Source organism: Streptomyces incanus (assembly GCF_042656345.1).
GTDB classification, from domain to species: Bacteria; Actinomycetota; Actinomycetes; order Streptomycetales; family Streptomycetaceae; genus Streptomyces; species Streptomyces incanus.
In genome coordinates this window covers 79,153-96,452 of the sequence record NZ_JBHSPC010000083.1, presented here as the reverse complement: position 1 = coordinate 96,452, position 17,300 = coordinate 79,153, and the positions used below count along the sequence as shown (strand labels likewise).

Annotated in this window: 19 protein-coding genes and 1 pseudogene; 9 read left to right on the top strand and 11 right to left on the bottom strand. The window is 71.8% G+C overall.

Going from position 1 to position 17,300, the window contains the following annotated elements; genetic code table 11:
* On the bottom strand, positions 1-537 hold a 537-nt coding region (locus ACFP2V_RS25405), incomplete at its 3' end, for a maltotransferase domain-containing protein (protein WP_381216947.1).
* A 74-nt stretch (positions 538-611) separates the two neighbouring features.
* Entirely contained in the window at positions 612-911 is a 300-nt protein-coding gene (locus tag ACFP2V_RS25400; RefSeq protein WP_381216944.1) for a DUF5133 domain-containing protein, read from the bottom strand.
* 369 nt (positions 912-1,280) lie between these two features.
* On the opposite strand from ACFP2V_RS25400, the gene ACFP2V_RS25395 reads away from it, so the two are divergent.
* Both ACFP2V_RS25395 and glgX read left to right on the top strand, forming a co-directional pair.
* Entirely contained in the window at positions 1,281-1,793 is a 513-nt protein-coding gene (locus ACFP2V_RS25395) for a pep a2 (RefSeq protein ID WP_381216941.1), read from the top strand.
* Positions 1,790-3,934, top strand: a complete 2,145-nt coding sequence (gene glgX / locus ACFP2V_RS25390) for a glycogen debranching protein GlgX (protein WP_381216938.1) — start codon at positions 1,790-1,792, stop codon at positions 3,932-3,934. Before ACFP2V_RS25395 ends, glgX begins: the two co-directional genes overlap by 4 nt.
* Positions 3,935-3,958: 24 nt before the next feature.
* Here glgX and ACFP2V_RS25385 read toward each other — a convergent pair whose 3' ends face one another.
* On the bottom strand, positions 3,959-4,762 hold the full coding sequence (locus ACFP2V_RS25385) for a VOC family protein (protein WP_381216935.1): 804 nt from the start codon (positions 4,760-4,762) through the stop codon (positions 3,959-3,961).
* Positions 4,763-5,014: 252 nt separating this feature from the next.
* Between ACFP2V_RS25385 and ACFP2V_RS25380 the strand changes: the two genes are divergently transcribed.
* Positions 5,015-5,389 (top strand): ANTAR domain-containing protein, encoded by a 375-nt coding sequence (locus tag ACFP2V_RS25380; protein WP_461089785.1) that lies wholly within the window; start codon positions 5,015-5,017, stop codon positions 5,387-5,389.
* Between the two features lie 21 nt (positions 5,390-5,410).
* Here the strand turns inward: ACFP2V_RS25380 and ACFP2V_RS25375 are convergent, their stop codons facing one another.
* Entirely contained in the window at positions 5,411-6,205 is a 795-nt protein-coding gene (locus ACFP2V_RS25375) for a SigB/SigF/SigG family RNA polymerase sigma factor (protein ID WP_381216929.1), read from the bottom strand.
* A 541-nt stretch (positions 6,206-6,746) separates the two neighbouring features.
* Between ACFP2V_RS25375 and ACFP2V_RS25370 the strand changes: the two genes are divergently transcribed.
* Positions 6,747-7,268, top strand: coding sequence for a hypothetical protein (locus ACFP2V_RS25370; protein WP_381216926.1), 522 nt, complete (start codon positions 6,747-6,749; stop codon positions 7,266-7,268).
* Between the two features lie 7 nt (positions 7,269-7,275).
* Here the strand turns inward: ACFP2V_RS25370 and hemC are convergent, their stop codons facing one another.
* The 3 genes from hemC to ACFP2V_RS25355 form a co-directional block, all read right to left on the bottom strand.
* Positions 7,276-8,211, bottom strand: a complete 936-nt coding sequence (hemC, locus tag ACFP2V_RS25365; RefSeq protein ID WP_381216923.1) for a hydroxymethylbilane synthase — start codon at positions 8,209-8,211, stop codon at positions 7,276-7,278.
* 128 nt (positions 8,212-8,339) lie between these two features.
* Positions 8,340-9,116 (bottom strand): NPP1 family protein, encoded by a 777-nt coding sequence (locus tag ACFP2V_RS25360; RefSeq protein ID WP_381216920.1) that lies wholly within the window; start codon positions 9,114-9,116, stop codon positions 8,340-8,342.
* 143 nt (positions 9,117-9,259) lie between these two features.
* Positions 9,260-9,400: a hypothetical protein gene (locus ACFP2V_RS25355; RefSeq protein ID WP_381216917.1), complete on the bottom strand. Its 141-nt coding sequence runs from the start codon at positions 9,398-9,400 to the stop codon at positions 9,260-9,262.
* A gap of 191 nt (positions 9,401-9,591) precedes the next feature.
* Between ACFP2V_RS25355 and ACFP2V_RS25350 the strand changes: the two genes are divergently transcribed.
* The 3 genes from ACFP2V_RS25350 (at position 9,592) to ACFP2V_RS25340 (ending at position 11,032) form a co-directional block, all read left to right on the top strand.
* Positions 9,592-10,113 carry a MarR family winged helix-turn-helix transcriptional regulator gene (locus tag ACFP2V_RS25350; RefSeq protein ID WP_381216914.1) on the top strand — a complete coding sequence of 174 codons (522 nt, stop codon included), beginning with the start codon at positions 9,592-9,594 and terminating at the stop codon, positions 10,111-10,113.
* Positions 10,114-10,187: 74 nt separating this feature from the next.
* Complete coding sequence (locus tag ACFP2V_RS25345; RefSeq protein ID WP_381216911.1) at positions 10,188-10,568, top strand: DoxX family protein; 381 nt, start codon at positions 10,188-10,190, stop codon at positions 10,566-10,568.
* Complete coding sequence (locus ACFP2V_RS25340; protein ID WP_381216908.1) at positions 10,565-11,032, top strand: peroxiredoxin; 468 nt, start codon at positions 10,565-10,567, stop codon at positions 11,030-11,032. Before ACFP2V_RS25345 ends, ACFP2V_RS25340 begins: the two co-directional genes overlap by 4 nt.
* 71 nt (positions 11,033-11,103) lie before the next feature.
* Here the strand turns inward: ACFP2V_RS25340 and ACFP2V_RS25335 are convergent, their stop codons facing one another.
* On the bottom strand, positions 11,104-11,934 hold the full coding sequence (locus tag ACFP2V_RS25335) for an aldo/keto reductase (RefSeq protein ID WP_381216905.1): 831 nt from the start codon (positions 11,932-11,934) through the stop codon (positions 11,104-11,106).
* Between the two features lie 167 nt (positions 11,935-12,101).
* Here ACFP2V_RS25335 and ACFP2V_RS25330 point away from each other — a divergent pair, with 167 nt between their 5' ends.
* Positions 12,102-13,106, top strand: a complete 1,005-nt coding sequence (locus tag ACFP2V_RS25330; RefSeq protein WP_381216963.1) for a TauD/TfdA dioxygenase family protein — start codon at positions 12,102-12,104, stop codon at positions 13,104-13,106.
* Positions 13,107-13,154: 48 nt separating this feature from the next.
* On the opposite strand, the pseudogene ACFP2V_RS25325 reads toward ACFP2V_RS25330, so the two are convergent.
* From ACFP2V_RS25325 to ACFP2V_RS25315, 3 genes and pseudogenes are all read right to left on the bottom strand, one after another.
* A pseudogene (locus tag ACFP2V_RS25325) lies at positions 13,155-13,409 on the bottom strand (metallophosphoesterase); the annotation flags it as partial.
* A gap of 356 nt (positions 13,410-13,765) precedes the next feature.
* Positions 13,766-14,521: a dienelactone hydrolase family protein gene (locus tag ACFP2V_RS25320; RefSeq protein ID WP_381216902.1), complete on the bottom strand. Its 756-nt coding sequence runs from the start codon at positions 14,519-14,521 to the stop codon at positions 13,766-13,768.
* 231 nt (positions 14,522-14,752) lie between these two features.
* A complete protein-coding gene (locus tag ACFP2V_RS25315; RefSeq protein WP_381216899.1) occupies positions 14,753-15,373 on the bottom strand; it encodes an L-threonylcarbamoyladenylate synthase in 621 nt (206 codons plus the stop codon).
* 234 nt (positions 15,374-15,607) lie between these two features.
* Between ACFP2V_RS25315 and ACFP2V_RS25310 the strand changes: the two genes are divergently transcribed.
* Positions 15,608-17,119 carry a helix-turn-helix domain-containing protein gene (locus ACFP2V_RS25310; protein WP_381216896.1) on the top strand — a complete coding sequence of 504 codons (1,512 nt, stop codon included), beginning with the start codon at positions 15,608-15,610 and terminating at the stop codon, positions 17,117-17,119.
* Positions 17,120-17,300 lie beyond the last annotated feature (181 nt).

The window sequence follows — 17,300 nt, the reverse complement described above, 5'->3', positions numbered from 1 at the left end:
CAGCGGATACCGGGCCAGCACCGCGTCCACCTCCGGCGTCAACCCCGCCGCCAGCCGGGTGGCGGGGGGCAGCGAGTCGTCCCGGAGCGTCTTCGCCGCGGCGAGCACGAGGGAGCGGCCGTCGCCCTTCGGCACCCCGGCCGCGGCCCGCTTGAACAGGTCGCCGCCCTCCTCCAGCACCAGACCCGTGTCGATCCCCGCGGGCACCTTGATCCGCGCGTGGTGCCGCCACGTGGCGACCGGATCCCCCCACGCCTCGACGCGGTAGGTCCACCGGCCCACGGCGTCCGGGGTGATCTCCGCCCCCCACCGGTCGGTGCCGGGCGCCAGCTCCCGCATCGGCGTGAACGGCCCCCGCCGGCCCTCCGGATCCTTCAGGAGGACATGGGCGGCCACCGCGTCATGTCCCTCACGGAACACGGTCGCCGTCACCTCGAACGTCTCCCCGACGACCGCCTTCGCCGGCCGTCTGCCGCATTCGACGGTCGGCCGGACATCCCGTACCGGGATGCGTCCGATGGGCCGGGTCGCCTTCATGGGTCTGTACCTCCGCCGTACTCGACGCCGGGGCCGCGCCCGGTCGTGGGACGAAATTGAGGCGGGAAGGTCCTTTACCTTCCCGCCGGGGACCGCCGCTCGACCGTCGGCGGGCCCCGCCTGACCACGGCGGCCGGACGGGGCCGGTTGTCCTGTTCCTGCAGGTAAGTGACGACACTGGTGCGCAGGTACCGTTCGGCCGCGTCGGCCGCCTCCCGCGCGCAGCGCTTGCCCATCAGCACACAGAGGGTGTAGCCCGAGTCCTCGAACGTCGTCCGTACCGTGAGGTCGGTGGGGGCGGCGAGCATCACGCGTTCCCAGGCCCGGTAGCGACGCAACTGGCGGGCGACTTCGGCTCTGGCGGGTAGCAGCATGGCGCCGTTCGCCTTTCCGTGGCTCGTGGGGGGACGTTTCTTCCGGCGATCGGGCGGGCGGCCGTGCGCGCGGAGGGCACGGTCCCGTGACGGCAATCGAGGGGTCTTCACACATGGTGCACGATCGGTAACTGTGCGTCCTGTTGGACCTTGGTTCGGTGCGGCGGGCCGAGTGGCGTCCGAGGCCGGTGCGAACTGCGCCCATCCGGCGCAACGGCCGCCCCGGCCGTGCGTTCGTGTTGCACGAATGGGTCAATCCGGTCACGCTGATGGTGACTCAGGAGCGCAAACCACTCACGTTTCGTGTTCGGGGCTCGTCCCGCAGGGGCGAGGGGAAATCGGGAGCTTCGCGGTGAGGAGCCAACAACGATGAAGACCGCAGTGCCCTGCTACTACCACCTCGACGTGGAAGTCAGTCCGGAGCGCGTGGAGCAGGTCAGCCGCATTCTGGCCGCCCACCTCCGGCACTGGGACCTGGAGAACCTGGTGGAGCCCGTCTGTCGCGGCACCGAGATGCTGCTGCACGCCATCGACGAGCACGCCACCGACAAGAACACGTCGATCGAGATGTGGTGGAACGGCCAGCACCTCATCACCGCCATCGGGGATCACGACCGTGCTCTGCGCCCCGACCAGGAACTGCGCGGCTGCCTGGAACACATCGCCGCCAGCAGCGACGGCTGGGGCTGCTGCGCCACCGCGACCGGCAGCAAGGTCATCTGGTTCTCGCAGCGAGCCCGCGCCGACGAACGCGTCCCGCTCGTGCCGACCGCGCCGGACCCGAGGGTCAGCGAGGGCCTGGACCTGCCCCGCGTGGTCACCGTCGTTCAGTTGGCCGGCCTGGTACGTGCCCCCGACGGCCTCCTGGAGGCAGCCCGGTGACCCGGGGGAAGAGCGGACAAGGGGCGCCCGCGTGGAGCGGGCGCCCCTATCCGCTGGGTGCGGTCCATGACGGCGAGGGCACCAACTTCGCACTGTTCAGCGAGGTCGCCGACGGCGTCGAACTCGTCCTGGTGGACGACTCCGGCCGCCGCACCACCGTCCCGCTGACCGAGGCCGACGGCTTCGTGTGGCACGGCTACCTGCCCGGCATCGGCCCCGGCCAGCGCTACGGCTACCGGGTGCACGGGCCGTGGGCACCGGCCGCCGGGCATCGCTGCAACCAGGCCAAGCTGCTTCTCGACCCGTACGCCACGGCCGTCGACGGGCAGATCGACAACCACCCCTCGCTCTACGAGCGCCGGCCCGACGGCCCCGATCCGGCCGACAGCGCCGGACACACCATGCTGGGCGTGGTGACCGACCCGGCGTTCGACTGGGGCGACGACGCAGGCCCCGGCCGGCCGTACGCCGACACGGTGATCTACGAGGCCCACGTCAAGGGCATGACCCGCACCCATCCCGAGGTCCCCGCCGAACTGCGCGGTACCTACGCCGGACTCGCGCACCCGGCGGTGGTCGACCACCTGACCTCACTGGGCGTCACCGCGGTGGAGCTGATGCCGGTGCACCAGTTCGTCCAGGACGGCGTACTGCAGAGCCGCGGCCTGGCCAACTACTGGGGCTACAACACCATCGGCTACTTCGCCCCGCACAACGCCTACGCCGCCCACGGCACCCGCGGACAGCAGGTCACCGAGTTCAAGACGATGGTCCGGACCCTGCACGCGGCGGGGCTCGAAGTGATCCTGGACGTCGTCTACAACCACACCGCCGAGGGCAACGAGAAGGGCCCCACCCTCTCCTTCCGCGGCATCGACAACTCCGCGTACTACCGGCTGGTGGACGGCGACTGGTCGCACTACTACGACACCACCGGCACCGGCAACAGCCTCCTGATGCGCCACCCCTACGTACTCCAGCTGATCATGGACTCGCTGCGGTACTGGGTCACCGAGATGCATGTCGACGGCTTCCGCTTCGACCTCGCGGCCACCCTGGCCCGGCAGTTCCACGAGGTGGACCGGCTCTCCGCGTTCTTCGACCTCATCCAGCAGGACCCCGTGATCAGCCGCGTCAAGCTCATCGCCGAACCGTGGGACGTCGGCGAGGGCGGTTACCAGGTGGGCAACTTCCCCCAGCTGTGGTCGGAGTGGAACGGCAAGTACCGGGACGCCGTACGGGACTTCTGGCGCACCGAGCCGCACACGCTCGGCGAGTTCGCCTCCCGCCTCACCGGCTCCTCCGACCTGTACGCGCACAGCAGGCGACGGCCTCGTGCCAGCGTCAACTTCGTCACCGCGCACGACGGCTTCACCCTGCGCGACCTCGTCTCCCACAACGACAAACACAACACCGCCAACGGCGAGGGAAACCGGGACGGCGAGAGCCACAACCGGTCCTGGAACAGCGGCGCGGAGGGTGACACCGACGACCCGTCCGTGCTCGAACTGCGGGCCCGTCGCCAGCGCAACTTCCTTGCCACGCTGCTTCTTTCGCAGGGCATCCCGATGCTCTCGCACGGCGACGAAGTGGGCCGCAGCCAGCGCGGCAACAACAACGCCTACTGCCAGGACAACGAGATCTCCTGGATAGACTGGAAGCTGACCGAGGAGCAGCGTGCCCTGCTGGACTTCACCCGGCGTGTCATCTCGCTGCGGATCGCCCATCCCGTACTGCGGCGCCGCCGCTTCTTCCACGGCGGGCCGGCGTCCCGCGAGGGCCGGAGCCTGCCCGACCTGGTGTGGCTGCTGCCGAACGCCGAGGAGATGTCCGACGTCGACTGGCGGCGCTCGGACGCGCACAGCGTCGGTGTCTTCCTCAACGGCGACGCCATCGCCGAACCGGACCCGCGCGGCCGGCGCCTGGTCGACGACTCCTTCCTGCTGCTGCTCAACAGTCACTGGGAGCCGGTGGACTTCCGCCTTCCGGACGCCGCCTACGGCGAGCGATGGACGGCGCTGATCGACACCGCCGACCCGGCCGGCGCCCCCGACGAGGCGGAGTACAAGGCGGACACGAGGCTGACCGTGGGCTCGCGCAGCCTGGTGCTGCTGTCCCGGCCGTCGCACACCGCGGAGTGAGGGACCGCGGGTGCCCGGGCGGGGTCAGCGGCCCCGGCGCGAGGTCACTGTGAACAGGGCGCCCTCGGTGTCGCGCAGCACGGCCTCGTCGTCGCGCAGGGTCACCACACTGCCGCCGTGCCGCTCGGCCGCGCGGACGCAGGCGTCGACGTCCGGCACGGTGAAGTGCACCTGCCAGTGCGGCCGGATCGTCGGATCGGGCGCCGATCCCAGTGCTCCCGACTGGATGCAGGCGAGTACGTGCCCGTCCCCGCGCAGCACCACCTCGTCGCCCTCGTAGACGACCTCCGTGCGGCCCGCCCCCGTCGCACCCCAGTCGAAGACCTCGCCGTAGAAGATGGCGGCGTCGAAGGCGTCCCGGGTGTGCAGCCTGACGAAGGAGTGCTGGGACCGCCGCCAGCTGAGCCAGTCGGTGGACAGCTCGCCCTCCCACACCCCGAAGGTCGCGCCGTCCCGGTCGGCCAGCAGGGCCGCGCGCCCCGGGGGCAGTGAGATCGGGCCGACCGCCAGCGTGCCGCCGCGTTCCTGCACCCGCGACACCGCCTCGTCCGCACTGCGCGCGGCGAAGTACGGGGTCCAGGCCACGGCCATCCGCCACATGTCGGCGACCGCGGCGACGCCCGCCACCGGCATGCCGTCCGCCAGGGCCACCCGGAACCGCTCGCCCAGCCGGGCCGGGCGCCACCGCCAGCCCAGCACGGCCCCGTAGAACTCCTCGGTCGTGCCGAGGTCGCGGCTGGTCAGACTCACCCAGCAGGGCGTCCCGTACACAGAGCGTGTCGAGAAGACGTCCGTCGTACCGGAGGGGGAGGGCATGTCGTGGTTCATCACAGTCGCGTCCTGATCGCTGATCTCGTCGGCCGGGCAGTGCCCCGTGGACTCCAGTGTCCGGCCTGTACGGCTCCGGGCGCCTGTCGAGTACCCCGATGGTGGTACCGGACCGGTGCGGCAGGGGCCATGGATACGCCCGGTGGCACAGGACGGGACGAGTGACGACGATGGAGGAGCCGGACACCCGCTGAAGGCGCCCGAACACGAGTACGGGAGGTGCGGGGCGGCACACCGGACCCGGAGGTGACCATGCCCACGGACGGGGAAGCGGACCGGATCCTTCAGCTGGAGGAAGAGGTGCAGCAGCTGAAGGAGGCGGTCGTCTCGCACGCGGTGGTGGACCAGGCGATCGGCGTGGTCGTCGTCCTCGGGCGGGTGTCGCCCGATCAGGGGTGGACGGTGCTGAGGGAGGTCTCCCAGCACACCAACGTCAAGCTCCGCGACGTCGCCGGGACGATCGTGGCCTCGGGACGCACCGGTGTGCTGCCGCCGGGGATCCGGGCGGAGCTGGGGAAGGCCCTGGACCGGCTCGGTGCCCCGGGCGGTCCGGATGCCACCGGTCCGGCCGTCACAGCCCGTCCCGCTGGTCCGCCCTGCGTCCGGGGCACGGTGGCCGGACCGTGACGGGCCACCGGGCGGACCGGTTCAGCCGGCCTCCGCCCGCAGCTCCTCGCGTACCTGTGCGAAGCAATTGCTGAGCAGGCGGGACACATGCATCTGCGAGATGCCGAGCAGCTCGGCGATACTGCTCTGCGTCATGCCCCGGAAAAACCGCAGATAGAGGATGAGCCGCTCGCGTTCCGGAAGCGCCTCGAGGCAGGGCCGGACCGCCACCCGGTCGACGACCGTGTCGTACGCGGGGTCCGGGCCACCGAGCGAGTCCCCGAGCGCGTACCCGTCGGTGCCCGGCATCTCCGCCTCCAGCGAGAGCGCGGAGAAGCACTCCAGGGCCTCCGCGCCGGTGCGCACCTCGTCCTCGGTCAGCTGTGCGTACGCGGCGATCTCGGCGGTCGTCGGGGCCCGGCCGGGAGTTGTCTGCGCCAGCTCCTTGGCGGCGTGCCGCACCCGGTTGCGCAGGTCCTGGACCCGGCGGGGTACGTGCAGGGTCCACATGTGGTCACGGAAGTGGCGCTTGATCTCCCCGGTGACGGTCGGCACGGCGTACGCCTCGAAGGCGGTGGCGCGCGACGGGTCGTAGTGGTCGACAGCCTTGACCAGGCCCAGGGCCGCCACCTGGTACAGGTCCTCCAGCGCCTCGCCGCGCCCGCGGAAGCGCACGGCGATCCGCTCGGCCATGGGCAGCCAGGAACGGACGAGGTCGTCCCGCAGCGCCTTGCGCTCGGGGCCTTCCGGAAGCCGGGCGAGACGGACGAAGGCCTGGGCGGTGTCCGGGGCGTCGTGGTGAGGGTGCGGCTTCGTGGTGCTGACGGCGATACGCATGACGCGCACCTCCCTGAGCAGGTGCCGGGTGGGCGGGCACCGTGGGAGCGCGGACTCGGACCACACGGAGGAGACCCGGGGGCGGCGAGCCGGTTCCCACGGTCGTGCCTCCGGTCCGAAGCACTGAATCACTCATTCCCTGCGCCGTTGTGGTGAAACGGTTTCCCGAATTCGGTGCGGAAAACGTGCCGGGAATTGCGGGAATCACACGCTGTGAAATCGGGGGAATCCAGTGCGTGAAATCCCGGAGGCCGGCGGGGCCCGGTGTGCCGGTGGCGACGCCCCGAGGGCCGGCGGCGCGGGGCGCGCCCGGCCCGACCCGCTGATCGCCGGGCCGGGTGGGGTACGGCGATCACCGTGGACGACGTGATGTGCGGCACGCCGCCGCGCGGGCCGGGCGGCGGGTCCGGCGGATTGTGCCAGCGCAGCGCTTGATCGGCGGCCGTCGGGGACGAAGCGCCTGAGCATGGCGCATTCCGCTCATTTGACAGTGCGCTGAGACCACAGATAGGAAGCAGCGACAGAAGTCGAGAGGTGCACCGTGTACGAGCCGAACGTGGTCGGGGACTGGCAGGAGTACGACGAACATGCCGGTTTGCGGGTCCGCGTCCACCGTCTGGAAGCGGGCGAACCGCCCCGGGGACGGGACGACGCAGCCCAAGGGCTGACGTACTTCAGCGTCCGCGTGACCGTCGAGAACCGCGGCGAGCGGAACGTCGGAATTCATCTCGAGGACGGTCAGGTCGACGTACGGATCGGCCCCGACGGGGAGAGTGCGTTCCTCGACTGGCGCAACTCGCAGTTCATCGAGGGATTCGACGTCTATCCGCTGCGCCGCGCCACCGCCGTGCTCTACGCGGCCGGCCCCGAGACGTCCCTGAGCCATGTCGACGTCCAGGTGCAGTTGCGGGTCGACGAGGAGTGGACCGGCCGCCGCCTGTGGTCGGGTGGCATCGGCGCGCACGAGGGGCCCGTCGTGACCCCGTCGGGCGGGGGCCGGGAAGGCCTCGCGCATCAGATCGGCGTGTTCCTCCAAAAGCAGGCCGAGGAGGGCACCGCCTGAACCGGCGTCAGTGCGGGATCCCGTCGATGATCTCGCGGGCGCCCTGACGCAGCAGGGCGACCGCGACCGAGGTGCCGAGCGTCGCCGGATCCAGCCGGCCGGCCCACTCGTGGGCGTTCAGCCGTACCTTGCCGTCCGGGGTGAAGACACAGGCCCGCAGTGACAGTTCGCCGCTCCGGTCGACCCGCGCGTATCCGGCGATCGGGCTGTTGCAATGTCCCTGCAGCACATGCAGGAACATCCGCTCGGCGGTGGCCTCCCGATGCGTGTCCGGATGGCCGAGAGGACTGACCGCGTCGATGAGATCCGTGTCGTCCTCACGGCACTGGAGCGCGAGGATGCCCGCGCCGATGGGCGGCGTCATCGTCTCGGGGGAGAGGACCTCGCTGATCACGTCGCGGCGGCCGATGCGCTCCAGACCGGAGACCGCGAGCAGCAGCGCGTCGGCCTCACCGGCCGCGAGCTTCGCCAGCCGCCGGTTGGCGTTGCCGCGGAAGGGAACGCACTCGAGGTGCGGATGGGAGGCGGCCAGCTGGGCGACGCGACGTACCGAGGAGGTGCCGATCCGGGTCCCGGCCGGCAGCTCGTCCAGGGTGAGTCCGTCCGGGTGCACGAGGGCGTCACGGACGTCGTCCCGCTTCAGGAACGCCGCAAACACGGTGCCCGCGGGGAGCGGTCGGTCGGCGGGGACGTCCTTGACGCAGTGCACCGCGAGATCCGCCTCGCCGGCCAGCAGCGCGGCGTCCACCTCCTTGGTGAACGCGCCCTTGCCCTCCACCTGCGACAGGTCTCCCAGCCACTTGTCGCCGGTGGTCCGCACGGGAACGACCCCGGTGCGCACACCGGGCAGAGCGTCGGCCAACTCGTCCCGGACGCGCTGCACTTGGGCGAGCGCCATGGGTGAGTCGCGGGAGACGATACGGATCAGTTCGGGGACGGGCATGGCGACACGATAGACCCTTGGGCTCGAGCGCCCGAGCAGGGCGGCCCGGTCCGGGAGCCCGGACGGTGGATTCGTCCGGGCTCCCGGTGACGGGCCGTCGGATGTTCGGACCCGGAAGGGTTCCCAGGTCAGGCGTTCGGGTCGAACGGGATGCCCGACGGCTTCGCCGCGGCGAGATGGGAGGCGAAACTCCCGTCCTTGAGGCCGAAGTTCGCACTGCCGAAGTTGTGCTGGACGAGCTTGTCGCGCAGCCCGGCCGGATAGCCGTTCCAGCCGACCAGTGCCGGGTACTGCCAGGTGCCCTTGTGGTTCTCCGGCGGTTCGTCGCCCGCGCTCGCGAGCCGGAAGCAGTGCGTGCTGATGCCGTCCTTGTGGTACACGATCTTCGGGTGCGTCCCGTCGAAGCGGACCGCCGACCTCGCGTGGATCGAGAAGGAGCCGTGGTTGGAGGTCGAGACGTACTGGGCCGTGTCGTTCTGCACCCACACCACGACGTGCTCCCAGTCGTGGCGGTGGCCGCCGAGGCTGACGCCCGGAAGCGCCTGGTCCTTCTCGAAGTACAGGGCGTAGACGACGGCGCACCAGCCGTTGTTGCACTTCGAACGCGAGTAGCCGTTGGTGCTGTCCAGATCCGGGGCGTCACGGCAGTTGCCGTTGAGGGCGCCCGTCGGGTTGAGCCCGGGGTTGATCGCGCCGTCCGGGCCGATCGCGGGGGTGGGGTAGCACCCGTCGGTGTCGTAGTCGTAGGCGGGCTGGAACGTCCGGTCGAGAGCGTCGGCGTTGGCCGGCAGGGCCGGCGGCGGTGCGGCGAAGGCGGTGGCGGGGAAGGCGATGACGAAGGCGAAGGCGCCGGCGAGACCGGTCAGCCATCTCCTGCGGTGCGTTCGGAAGGTACTCGACGACACTGCGTCCTCCTCGGGATGCGGGCGCAGCCCAACGGCTGTGGGGGGCAAGGGCGTTCAGCATTGCTGTTGGGCACGTCCATGCCAAGAGCCATGGGCGTACCGATGGTGAAGCGCTGCCCAACACTCGTGCGGCCGCTGCCGGATCACTCCACGTTGTCCGGAATGCCGGCGGCCGCCTCCTCGTGGGAGAGGTCCGGACGGGGCCGCAGTCGGGACGGCCGGCGCGGCGTGCCGTGCCGGGTGCGGGGGCTGTGGCGCACCTCGCCGACCGGCAGCGGCACCACCCGGCGCGCGCTCGCGCAATCAGCGGCAGGGGCGCGAGCGGCAGGGGCGCGAGCGGGAGGGGGGCCCGCACCTCCCGTCGCGCGCCGTGGCCCGCGGTTTCACCCGAACGGCGCCCGCCGGCGGGCGGAGCGGCGCATTCCACGCCCTCGCGGATTGATTGAGTTACGCAATGAGATGGTAAAGTGGGCGCATGCGCGCATCCTCGGTTCCCGACGTCCCCGCCTCACCGGAAGTGACCGAGATCGAGCGTGCGCTCATGCGCATCACCTATCTGGGCTCCCGCGCCCGCCAGCACGAACGGCTGATGGCCATGGCGGGCGTCCCCCTGGACCGTGCGGCCGTCGCGCTGCTGCGGCAGGCGGCCGACACCGAACCGCTGCGGCCGGGCGAACTGGCCGCCCGCCTGGGCGTCGAGGCGTCGCACGTCACCCGCACCGTGCAGCAACTGCAGAAGTCCGGCCACGTCACCCGGGTCCCGGACCCCGACGACCGCCGCGCCCACCGCGTCGAACTCACCGAGACGGGCCGGGAGGCCATCACCCGCATCCGGGAGGTCGGGGCGCAGGCCATGCAGGTGGCTCTCTCCGACTGGCCCCCGGCGGAACTGCGGCAGCTCGCCACGCTCTTCCACCGCATGGTCGACGACTTCCTCGCCCACGCCGCCGAAGAGGAAGCGGAACCGCGCGGCGCCACCCCGGCCGGAGCCGCCTGACACGCTCCCGGCCCGGTGGTCCCCCGTACTTACCGTCCGGTAATGTCGCGGGGCAGGTCACCGGAGGAGGAACCGTGTCACGGTCCGATCGCTCACCCCTGCTGCTCGCCGGCCTGCTGGCCGCCGCGAGTACCGCCCACTTCACCGCCCCGCGCCGGTTCGACCACATCGTGCCGCGCTCCCTGCCGGGCCCGCCCCGGGCCTGGACCTACGCCAGTGGCGCCGCCGAGCTCGCACTGGCCGCCGGGGTGGCGCTGCCGCAGACCCGCAGGGTTGCCGCACTGGCCGCGGCCGCCTTCTTCGTCGGGGTCTTCCCCGCCAACGTGAAGATGGCTGTGGACTGGCGCCGCCGCCCCGCGCCGCAACAGGCAGCCGCCTGGGGACGGCTGCCCCTGCAACTGCCGCTGGTGCTGTGGGCGCGGGGAGTCGCCAAGGGCGCGGAGAGCGCGTCATGAGCGGCAGCCCGGAGAAGGGCGACACGGTCGAGGACTTCGCGCTGCCGGACGAGACGGGCACCGTCCGCAGGCTGTCGGAGCTGCTCGCCGAGGGGCCCGTGGTGCTGTTCTTCTATCCGGCCGCGCTGACCGCCGGCTGCACCGCGCAGGCCTGCCACTTCCGGGACCTGGCCGCCGAGTACGCCATGGCCGGCGCACGGCCGGTGGGCATCAGCGGTGATGCCGTCGAACGGCAGGCGGAGTTCGCCGGACGGCACTCGCTCGGCATGCCCCTGCTCTCCGACGCCGACGGCGCCGTCCGCGAGCGGTTCGGAGTGAAACGGGGCCTCTCCCTGGCGCCGACCAAGCGCGTCACCTTCGTCATCGGGCAGGACCGCACCGTCCTCGAGGTCGTGCGCAGCGAACTGCGGATGAACGTGCACGCCGACCGCGCGCTCGCCGCCCTCCGCGACCACCGGGCGTGACCCGCGCCTGACGGGCGCACGACCCACGGCCGGACCACGTGTGCGGCCATGGGCCCGTCAGGGGGCGGTGGTCAGAACTCCTCGTGCACCTCCGGGTCCCCGCCGATCCGCCGGTGGGCCCGATCCGTGAGAGCGTGCATCTGGGCGTCGTCCAGCGTGAAGCCGAAGACATCGAGGTTGGCGCGCTGCCGCTCGGGGTCGGCCGACTTGGGCACGGGCAGCACCCCGAGCTGGATGTGCCAGCGCAGTACCGCCTGGGCCGGGGTGACCCCGTGGGCCTCGGCGACGGCGGCCACGGCAAGGTCGTCCAGGAGCTGCGAACCCCGGCCCAGCGGGCTCCAGCTCTCGACGAGCACGCCCTTGCCCGCATGGTGGGCGCGCAGCTCCTCCTGGGGGAAGAACGGGTGCAGCTCGACCTGGTTGACCGAGGGCAGCACCCCGGTCTCCTCCTCCAGCCGCTCGACGTGGGCGGGCGTGAAGTTGGAAACGCCGATCGACCGTACGAGGCCGTCCTCGCGCAGCTTGATCATGGCCTTCCAGGAGTCGACGTACCTGTCGACCCGGGGAAGCGGCCAGTGGATCAGATACAGGTCGACGTACTCCAGGCCGAGACGCGCGCGGGACTTCTCGAAGGAGACGAGGGTCTCCTCGTAGCCGTGGTGGCGGCCGGGGAGTTTCGTCGTCACGACGACCTCCTCGCGGGGGACGCCGGCACGGGCCACGGCACGGCCCACACCGGTCTCGTTGCGGTAGTTCGTCGCCGTGTCGACGAGGCGGTACCCCGTCTCCAGGGCCGCGGCCACGGACTGCTCGGCCTGCGCGTCGTCCATCGGCCAGGTGCCGAGGCCGAGGGCGGGGATCGTCGTGCCGTCATTGAGCGTGTGGTTCGGGATGCTGATCACGAGGGGACCTTCCCGTTGGCAGTGTCGTCTCTCTCCAGCCTCACCGACCTGACGGCCAATGATCAACCTGACGGGCGGGCCGGACGGACGACACGGGCGCATCCGGACCGGCGCCGGCCGGGGACGGACCGATGGAGGGGACACACATGACGACGGACGGGAACGACATGGACGACACGAGGAGCGTCGGGCAGCACACGGGCGGGGAGCCGCGCGCGGGCACGGGTCCCGGCACGGGTACGGGCGTCGAGGTGCGTCCGGTCGCCGGGCACATCGGCGCCGAGATCACCGGTGTCGACCTCGCCGACGGGCCCGGCGACGCCGTGATCGCCGCCATCCGGGCGGCGGTGCTGCGCTGGAAGGTGGTGTTCTTCCGCGGGCAGCGACTGGACCATGCCGGGCATGTGGCACTGGCCCGGCGGTTCGGCGAGCCGGTCGTTCTGCCCCGGCGGGGAAAGGCCTCGCCGCCCGGCTTCCCGGAGATCGAGACGACCGCCGACCGGCTGGAACTCGGCGGACGGTTCGGCATGGAGCACGACGAATGGCTGGAGCGCCGCCGCCACACCCTCTTGCGCGGCTGGCACTGCGACCACGGTGCCCGGATCGACCCGCCGGCCGCGACGATCCTGCGCGCCCAGACCGTCCCGCCCTACGGCGGCGACACCACCTGGTCGAACCTGGCCGCCGCCTACGCCGGTCTGTCCGCCCCGGTACAGGAGTTCGCCGACCGGCTGCGCGCCGAGCACCGGCTGGGGGTCGGCTACCGGCCCCGGTCCGGCGACGACGCCTACGTGCGGCATCTGCTGAACCACCAGACCGCCTCCGAGCACCCCCTGGTGCGGGTCCATCCGGAGACGGGGGAGCGGGTGCTGTTCGTCAACGGCTACTACGTCGAACAGATCACCGGGCTGTCCCGGCCGGAGAGCCGGGCGATCCTGGAGATGCTGCTGGAGCAGGCGACCCGGCCCGAGTACACGGTGCGTTTCCGGTGGGAGCCGGGGAGCGTGGCGTTCTGGGACAACCGCGCCACCATCCACCTCGCCCCGGGCGACACCGCCCACCTCGACCACCCGCGGATCATGCACCGGGTGATGCTCGCCGGTGAGGTACCGGTCGGCACCGACGGCCGCCCCTCGGAGCCGATCACCGGGACCGCCCCCGGACGCTGGTGACCGCCCGCCCGACCGGCCCCGCTTGGCAACCCCGCGCCGGGGGGCCGGTCAGGTCAGCGGGATGGCCACCTCGTCCTCGACCGGCGGGGCGACCTCCTGCGCGAGGTTGCCGGTGGCGGCGTGGCAGCGCAGCCGGATCGCGTCCGGGCCCACGTCCAGCCGCAGGAAGCACTTGAAGAACGGCGGCGTGCAGGTGGCCGAACCGGGCGAGAACAACTGCGTGTAAACCTTGCGCACGGGCAGCCTGAACCGCTTGCCCCGGTCGGGCCGGCGGCCGGTCCCGAGCAGCCCGGCGACCCGCCGCACACTGGGCCACCCACCGGCTGCGGGTCCGGCCCGTCGGATCCCCGAGCCAGGAGGCCAGAACCCCGTTGCGGGCGGTCCACAGCATGCGCGGATCGAACCAGGAGATCTTCTCGGCCTCGGGCGGCAACAGCCGCCGTTACTCGCCCCGTTGCCCGGCGCCCCAGCCGGCGCCCACGGCCGTGTCGCGTGAAGAGCCTGACATCGGAGCACCGTAACAACGCTGCCGCGGGCGGTCGGAGAGCGGGTACGGGCAGCGGTATGCCTGAACCGGGTTTGTTCGGTGAGGTGTTGACGGTATCGCTCGGGCGACGCCCTTGACCAGGGCTCTCGGAGGGCGAGGTTCGGCAGGTTCGTCAGAAGGTGCGGTTCAGCAGGTCCAGCAGCGCGGCCCAGTGACGCTCGTCCGCCTCCTTGTCGTAGGCGGCGGTGTCCGCCTGCGTGTAACCGTGGCGGGCCCCGGTGTACACCTCGCAGCGGTGCCGGACCCCGGCCGCGGTCAGCGCCCGCTCCAACCGCTCGATCTGCTCCTCGGGCATCGACGGGTCCTGGTCGGCGTGACCGAAGTACAGCTCCGCGGTGATCCTGTCGGCCAGCAGATGCGGGCTGTCCGGTGCGTCCGGCGCCAGCCGAGCCCCGTGGAATCCGGCGGCGGCCGCCACCCGGTCCGGGTAGGTGCCCGCCGTGTGGAGGGAGAGCACCGCGCCCATGCAGTAGCCGGTCACCGCCACCGGGCCGTCGGCCGCCGCGGGATGGCCGGCCAGCCACCGCAGATAGGCACCGGCATCGCGCATGGCGAGTTCCGGGGTCAGCTCCTGCAGGATCGGCCCGATACGCCGGAAGATCTCCGGCCGCGCCACCGGGTCGATGAACTCGGGCAGTTCGACCACCGGACTGCGCCCATGGCGGTAGAACACGTTCGGCACCAGGACCGTGTAACCGGCCTCCGCCAGCCGGTCGGCCATCGCCCGCAACCGCGGCCGCAACCCGAAGGCGTCCATGTAGAACAGGACCGCCGGCCGGGGACCCCCGTCGGCGGGATGCGTCAGGTACGCGTCGGCGGTGCCGTCCTCGGTGGTGATGTCGACGGTGCTTCCCTGTACGGCGGTCATGGCCGGCGGGCGCCTCTCTGCGGGATGGATGTCGGACGGGGGCCGTCCCCGCGGCGAGCGGGGCGGGTCATGTCCCATCGTGACATGACCCGGGCCCGGCACTTCGGCCTTGGCCGGTCCAACACGGCGCAAGAGGCGCTCCTTTGGGACATCCCGCGCCCGCTCCGGCACGTTCGTCACCACTCCCGCGGATCCCGGCGGCCCGTATCGGGGCAGTTCACCGCGTCGCCGTTACTCGAACCGCGAGGTGTCGCCCGCGCCCCGCCGTACGATTTCGGCCTCGCCGCCCGAGAAGTCGATCACCGTGGTCGGCTCGGTGCCGCAGTCCCCGGAGTCGAGCACCGCGTCCACCACGTGGTCGAGCCGGTCCTTGATCTCCCATCCCTGGGTCATCGGCTCGTCCTCGCCGGGCAGCAGCAGGGTGCTGGACAGCAGGGGCTCGCCCAGCTCCGCGAGCAGCGCCTGGGTGACGACGTGCTCGGGGATGCGCACGCCGACGGTCTTCTTCTTCGGATGCTGGAGCATGCGCGGCACCTCCTTCGTCGCGGGCAGAATGAAGGTGTAGCTGCCCGGCGTGGACGCCTTGACCGCGCGGAACACGTCGTTGTCGATCCGTACGAACTGGCCGAGCTGAGCGAAGTCCCGGCACACCAGAGTGAAGTGGTGCCGGTCGTCCAGCTTGCGGATGGTACGGATCCGGTCGATGCCCTCCCGGCTGCCGAGCCGGCAGCCGAGCGCGTAACAGGAGTCCGTGGGGTATGCGATCAGGGCGTCGTCGCGGATGCCCGCGGCGACCTGGGAGATGGTGCGCGGCTGGGGATTGTCGGGGTGCACGTCGAAGTACTTCGCCATTCACCGAGCTTATGCCGCCCGCACGGCAGGGCCGCGCACGCCCGGCCGGGACCGCCCGTGCCCCGGTCCCGTACCCGCCCGTGCCCCGTCCATGTGCCGGCGGTGTGTCGGCGGTGTGCCGAGACTGTGCAGGGCTTCCCCTTCCCCCCGTCCGCCAGGCATGAGCCGGCCGTATCCGTGGGGTAACGTCCGGTGCCGGGCCGAAGAGGCCCGGCATACGAGGGGAAGAACGAGGTGGCAGCCCGTAAGGACGGAATCCCGCGGCCGGCGACGGCGGCCGGTGAACAGCCCGGGTGGGCGCAGGAACTGCTGGAGCACCTGCGGCCGGCGGGCCGCGACGTCCGCAGGGTCGTCGACTGGCTCGCCGGCACCGTGCACGGGTCGGTGGCGCTCCGGGACGACACCGGCACGCTCGTCGCCGGAACCGGGCCGGCGCTGGACGAGAACCTCGTCGCCGATGTCACTTCCGGCCGGATCGCCTCCGCCGCCTGGGAGGACGGCGAGCGGCACCTGCGCCTGGTGCAGGTCGGGCATCTCTCCCGGACCTGGGCGCTGGCAGTCTCCCGGGACACCCCCTTCGACCGGCACAGCGCCGTCGTCGTCACGCACACCGCCCAGGTGATCGAGCTGCTGCTGACCGCCGGCGAGACCACCGCGGCCGGGCAGCGACTGCGTCGGGCCAGCGCCGACCTGCGGCTGGCGATCCTCCAGCTGCTCATGGTCGAGGACACCGTCGCGGCCCGCCGGGTGGCCGCGGGGCTCTGGCCGGGCCTGCTCGAGGCCGACACCGCGTGCGTCTACGTCGTCGAGTCCGAGCCCGCCCGCCGTGACCGCCTGGCCGAGGAGGCCCTGGACACCACGGAGGAGGCGGCGCTGGTCGTGCGGTGCCCGGCGATGGACGGGCACGTGATCGTCGTCAGTCCTCGCGAGGCGACCGCCGACGATCTGAAATCCCTGGTCGAACGGCATCCGGACACCTTCCTCGGCGGTAGCGTCCGGAAGAGCCTCGCCCGGACCGCCACCGCGTACGGGCAGGCCGTCAGCGCCCTCGCCGTGGCGCGCTTCCGCCCGGACAAGACGGCGGTGTACGCCGAACGCACCCATCCCGAGCGGCTGATGGACCCGACGGCGCTGCGTGGCTGGACCGCCCGACTGCTGTGCCCCCTGGACGCCGTGCCGCACCACACCCGTGCCGAGCTCCTCGCCACCACCCGTCTCGGCCTGGAGTTCACCGCCGTCAACACGGCCAAGATCCTCGGCGTGAGTCGCAACACGGTGCGTGCCCGCATGGAACGCGTCGAGAACATGCTGGGCACCGACTTCGACGACCTCACCGCCCGCGCCGTCGTGCACCTGGCGCTGCACACCCAGTTCAACCTCCAGGACGGCCAGGCGGGCAGTGCCTTGGAGGCGTCCGTCCCCGGACTCGCCCACCTGGTGTCCGGGCCCGCCGTGCGCGCCTGGGCCGGGGAACTGCTGGAACGCCTGGACCAGGACGCCCGTCCCCTGCGCCGCACGCTGCGCACCTGGATCGCCGCCGGCGGCAACGCCGAGCGGGCCGCGCAGCTCCTGGGCGTCCACGCGCAGACCGTGCGTGAGCACGTACGCAGCGCCGAGCCGGTCCTGGAGCGTCAACTGCCGGCCGCCGGCACCGACCTGTACGAGGTCGTGCTCGCCCATTTGGCCCTGGGGGACCTGGAGACACCGGTGTTCGCGGGCCCGGTGGCCACGTCCCCACCAGGGTGAACGACGGTCCGCTGTCCCTGTCCCGGCCGGCTCGCGCGGGGTGAAACGGGTCGTAACGGACTCAGTTGTGCACGGCTGAGTCCCGCGGCCGTCGCAGCGGGCACCGGTGCTATACACAACCACGTCGCCGTTCACATAAGTTCGTCGTGCCGCGGGAGCACGACCGGAACGGGGGACCGGT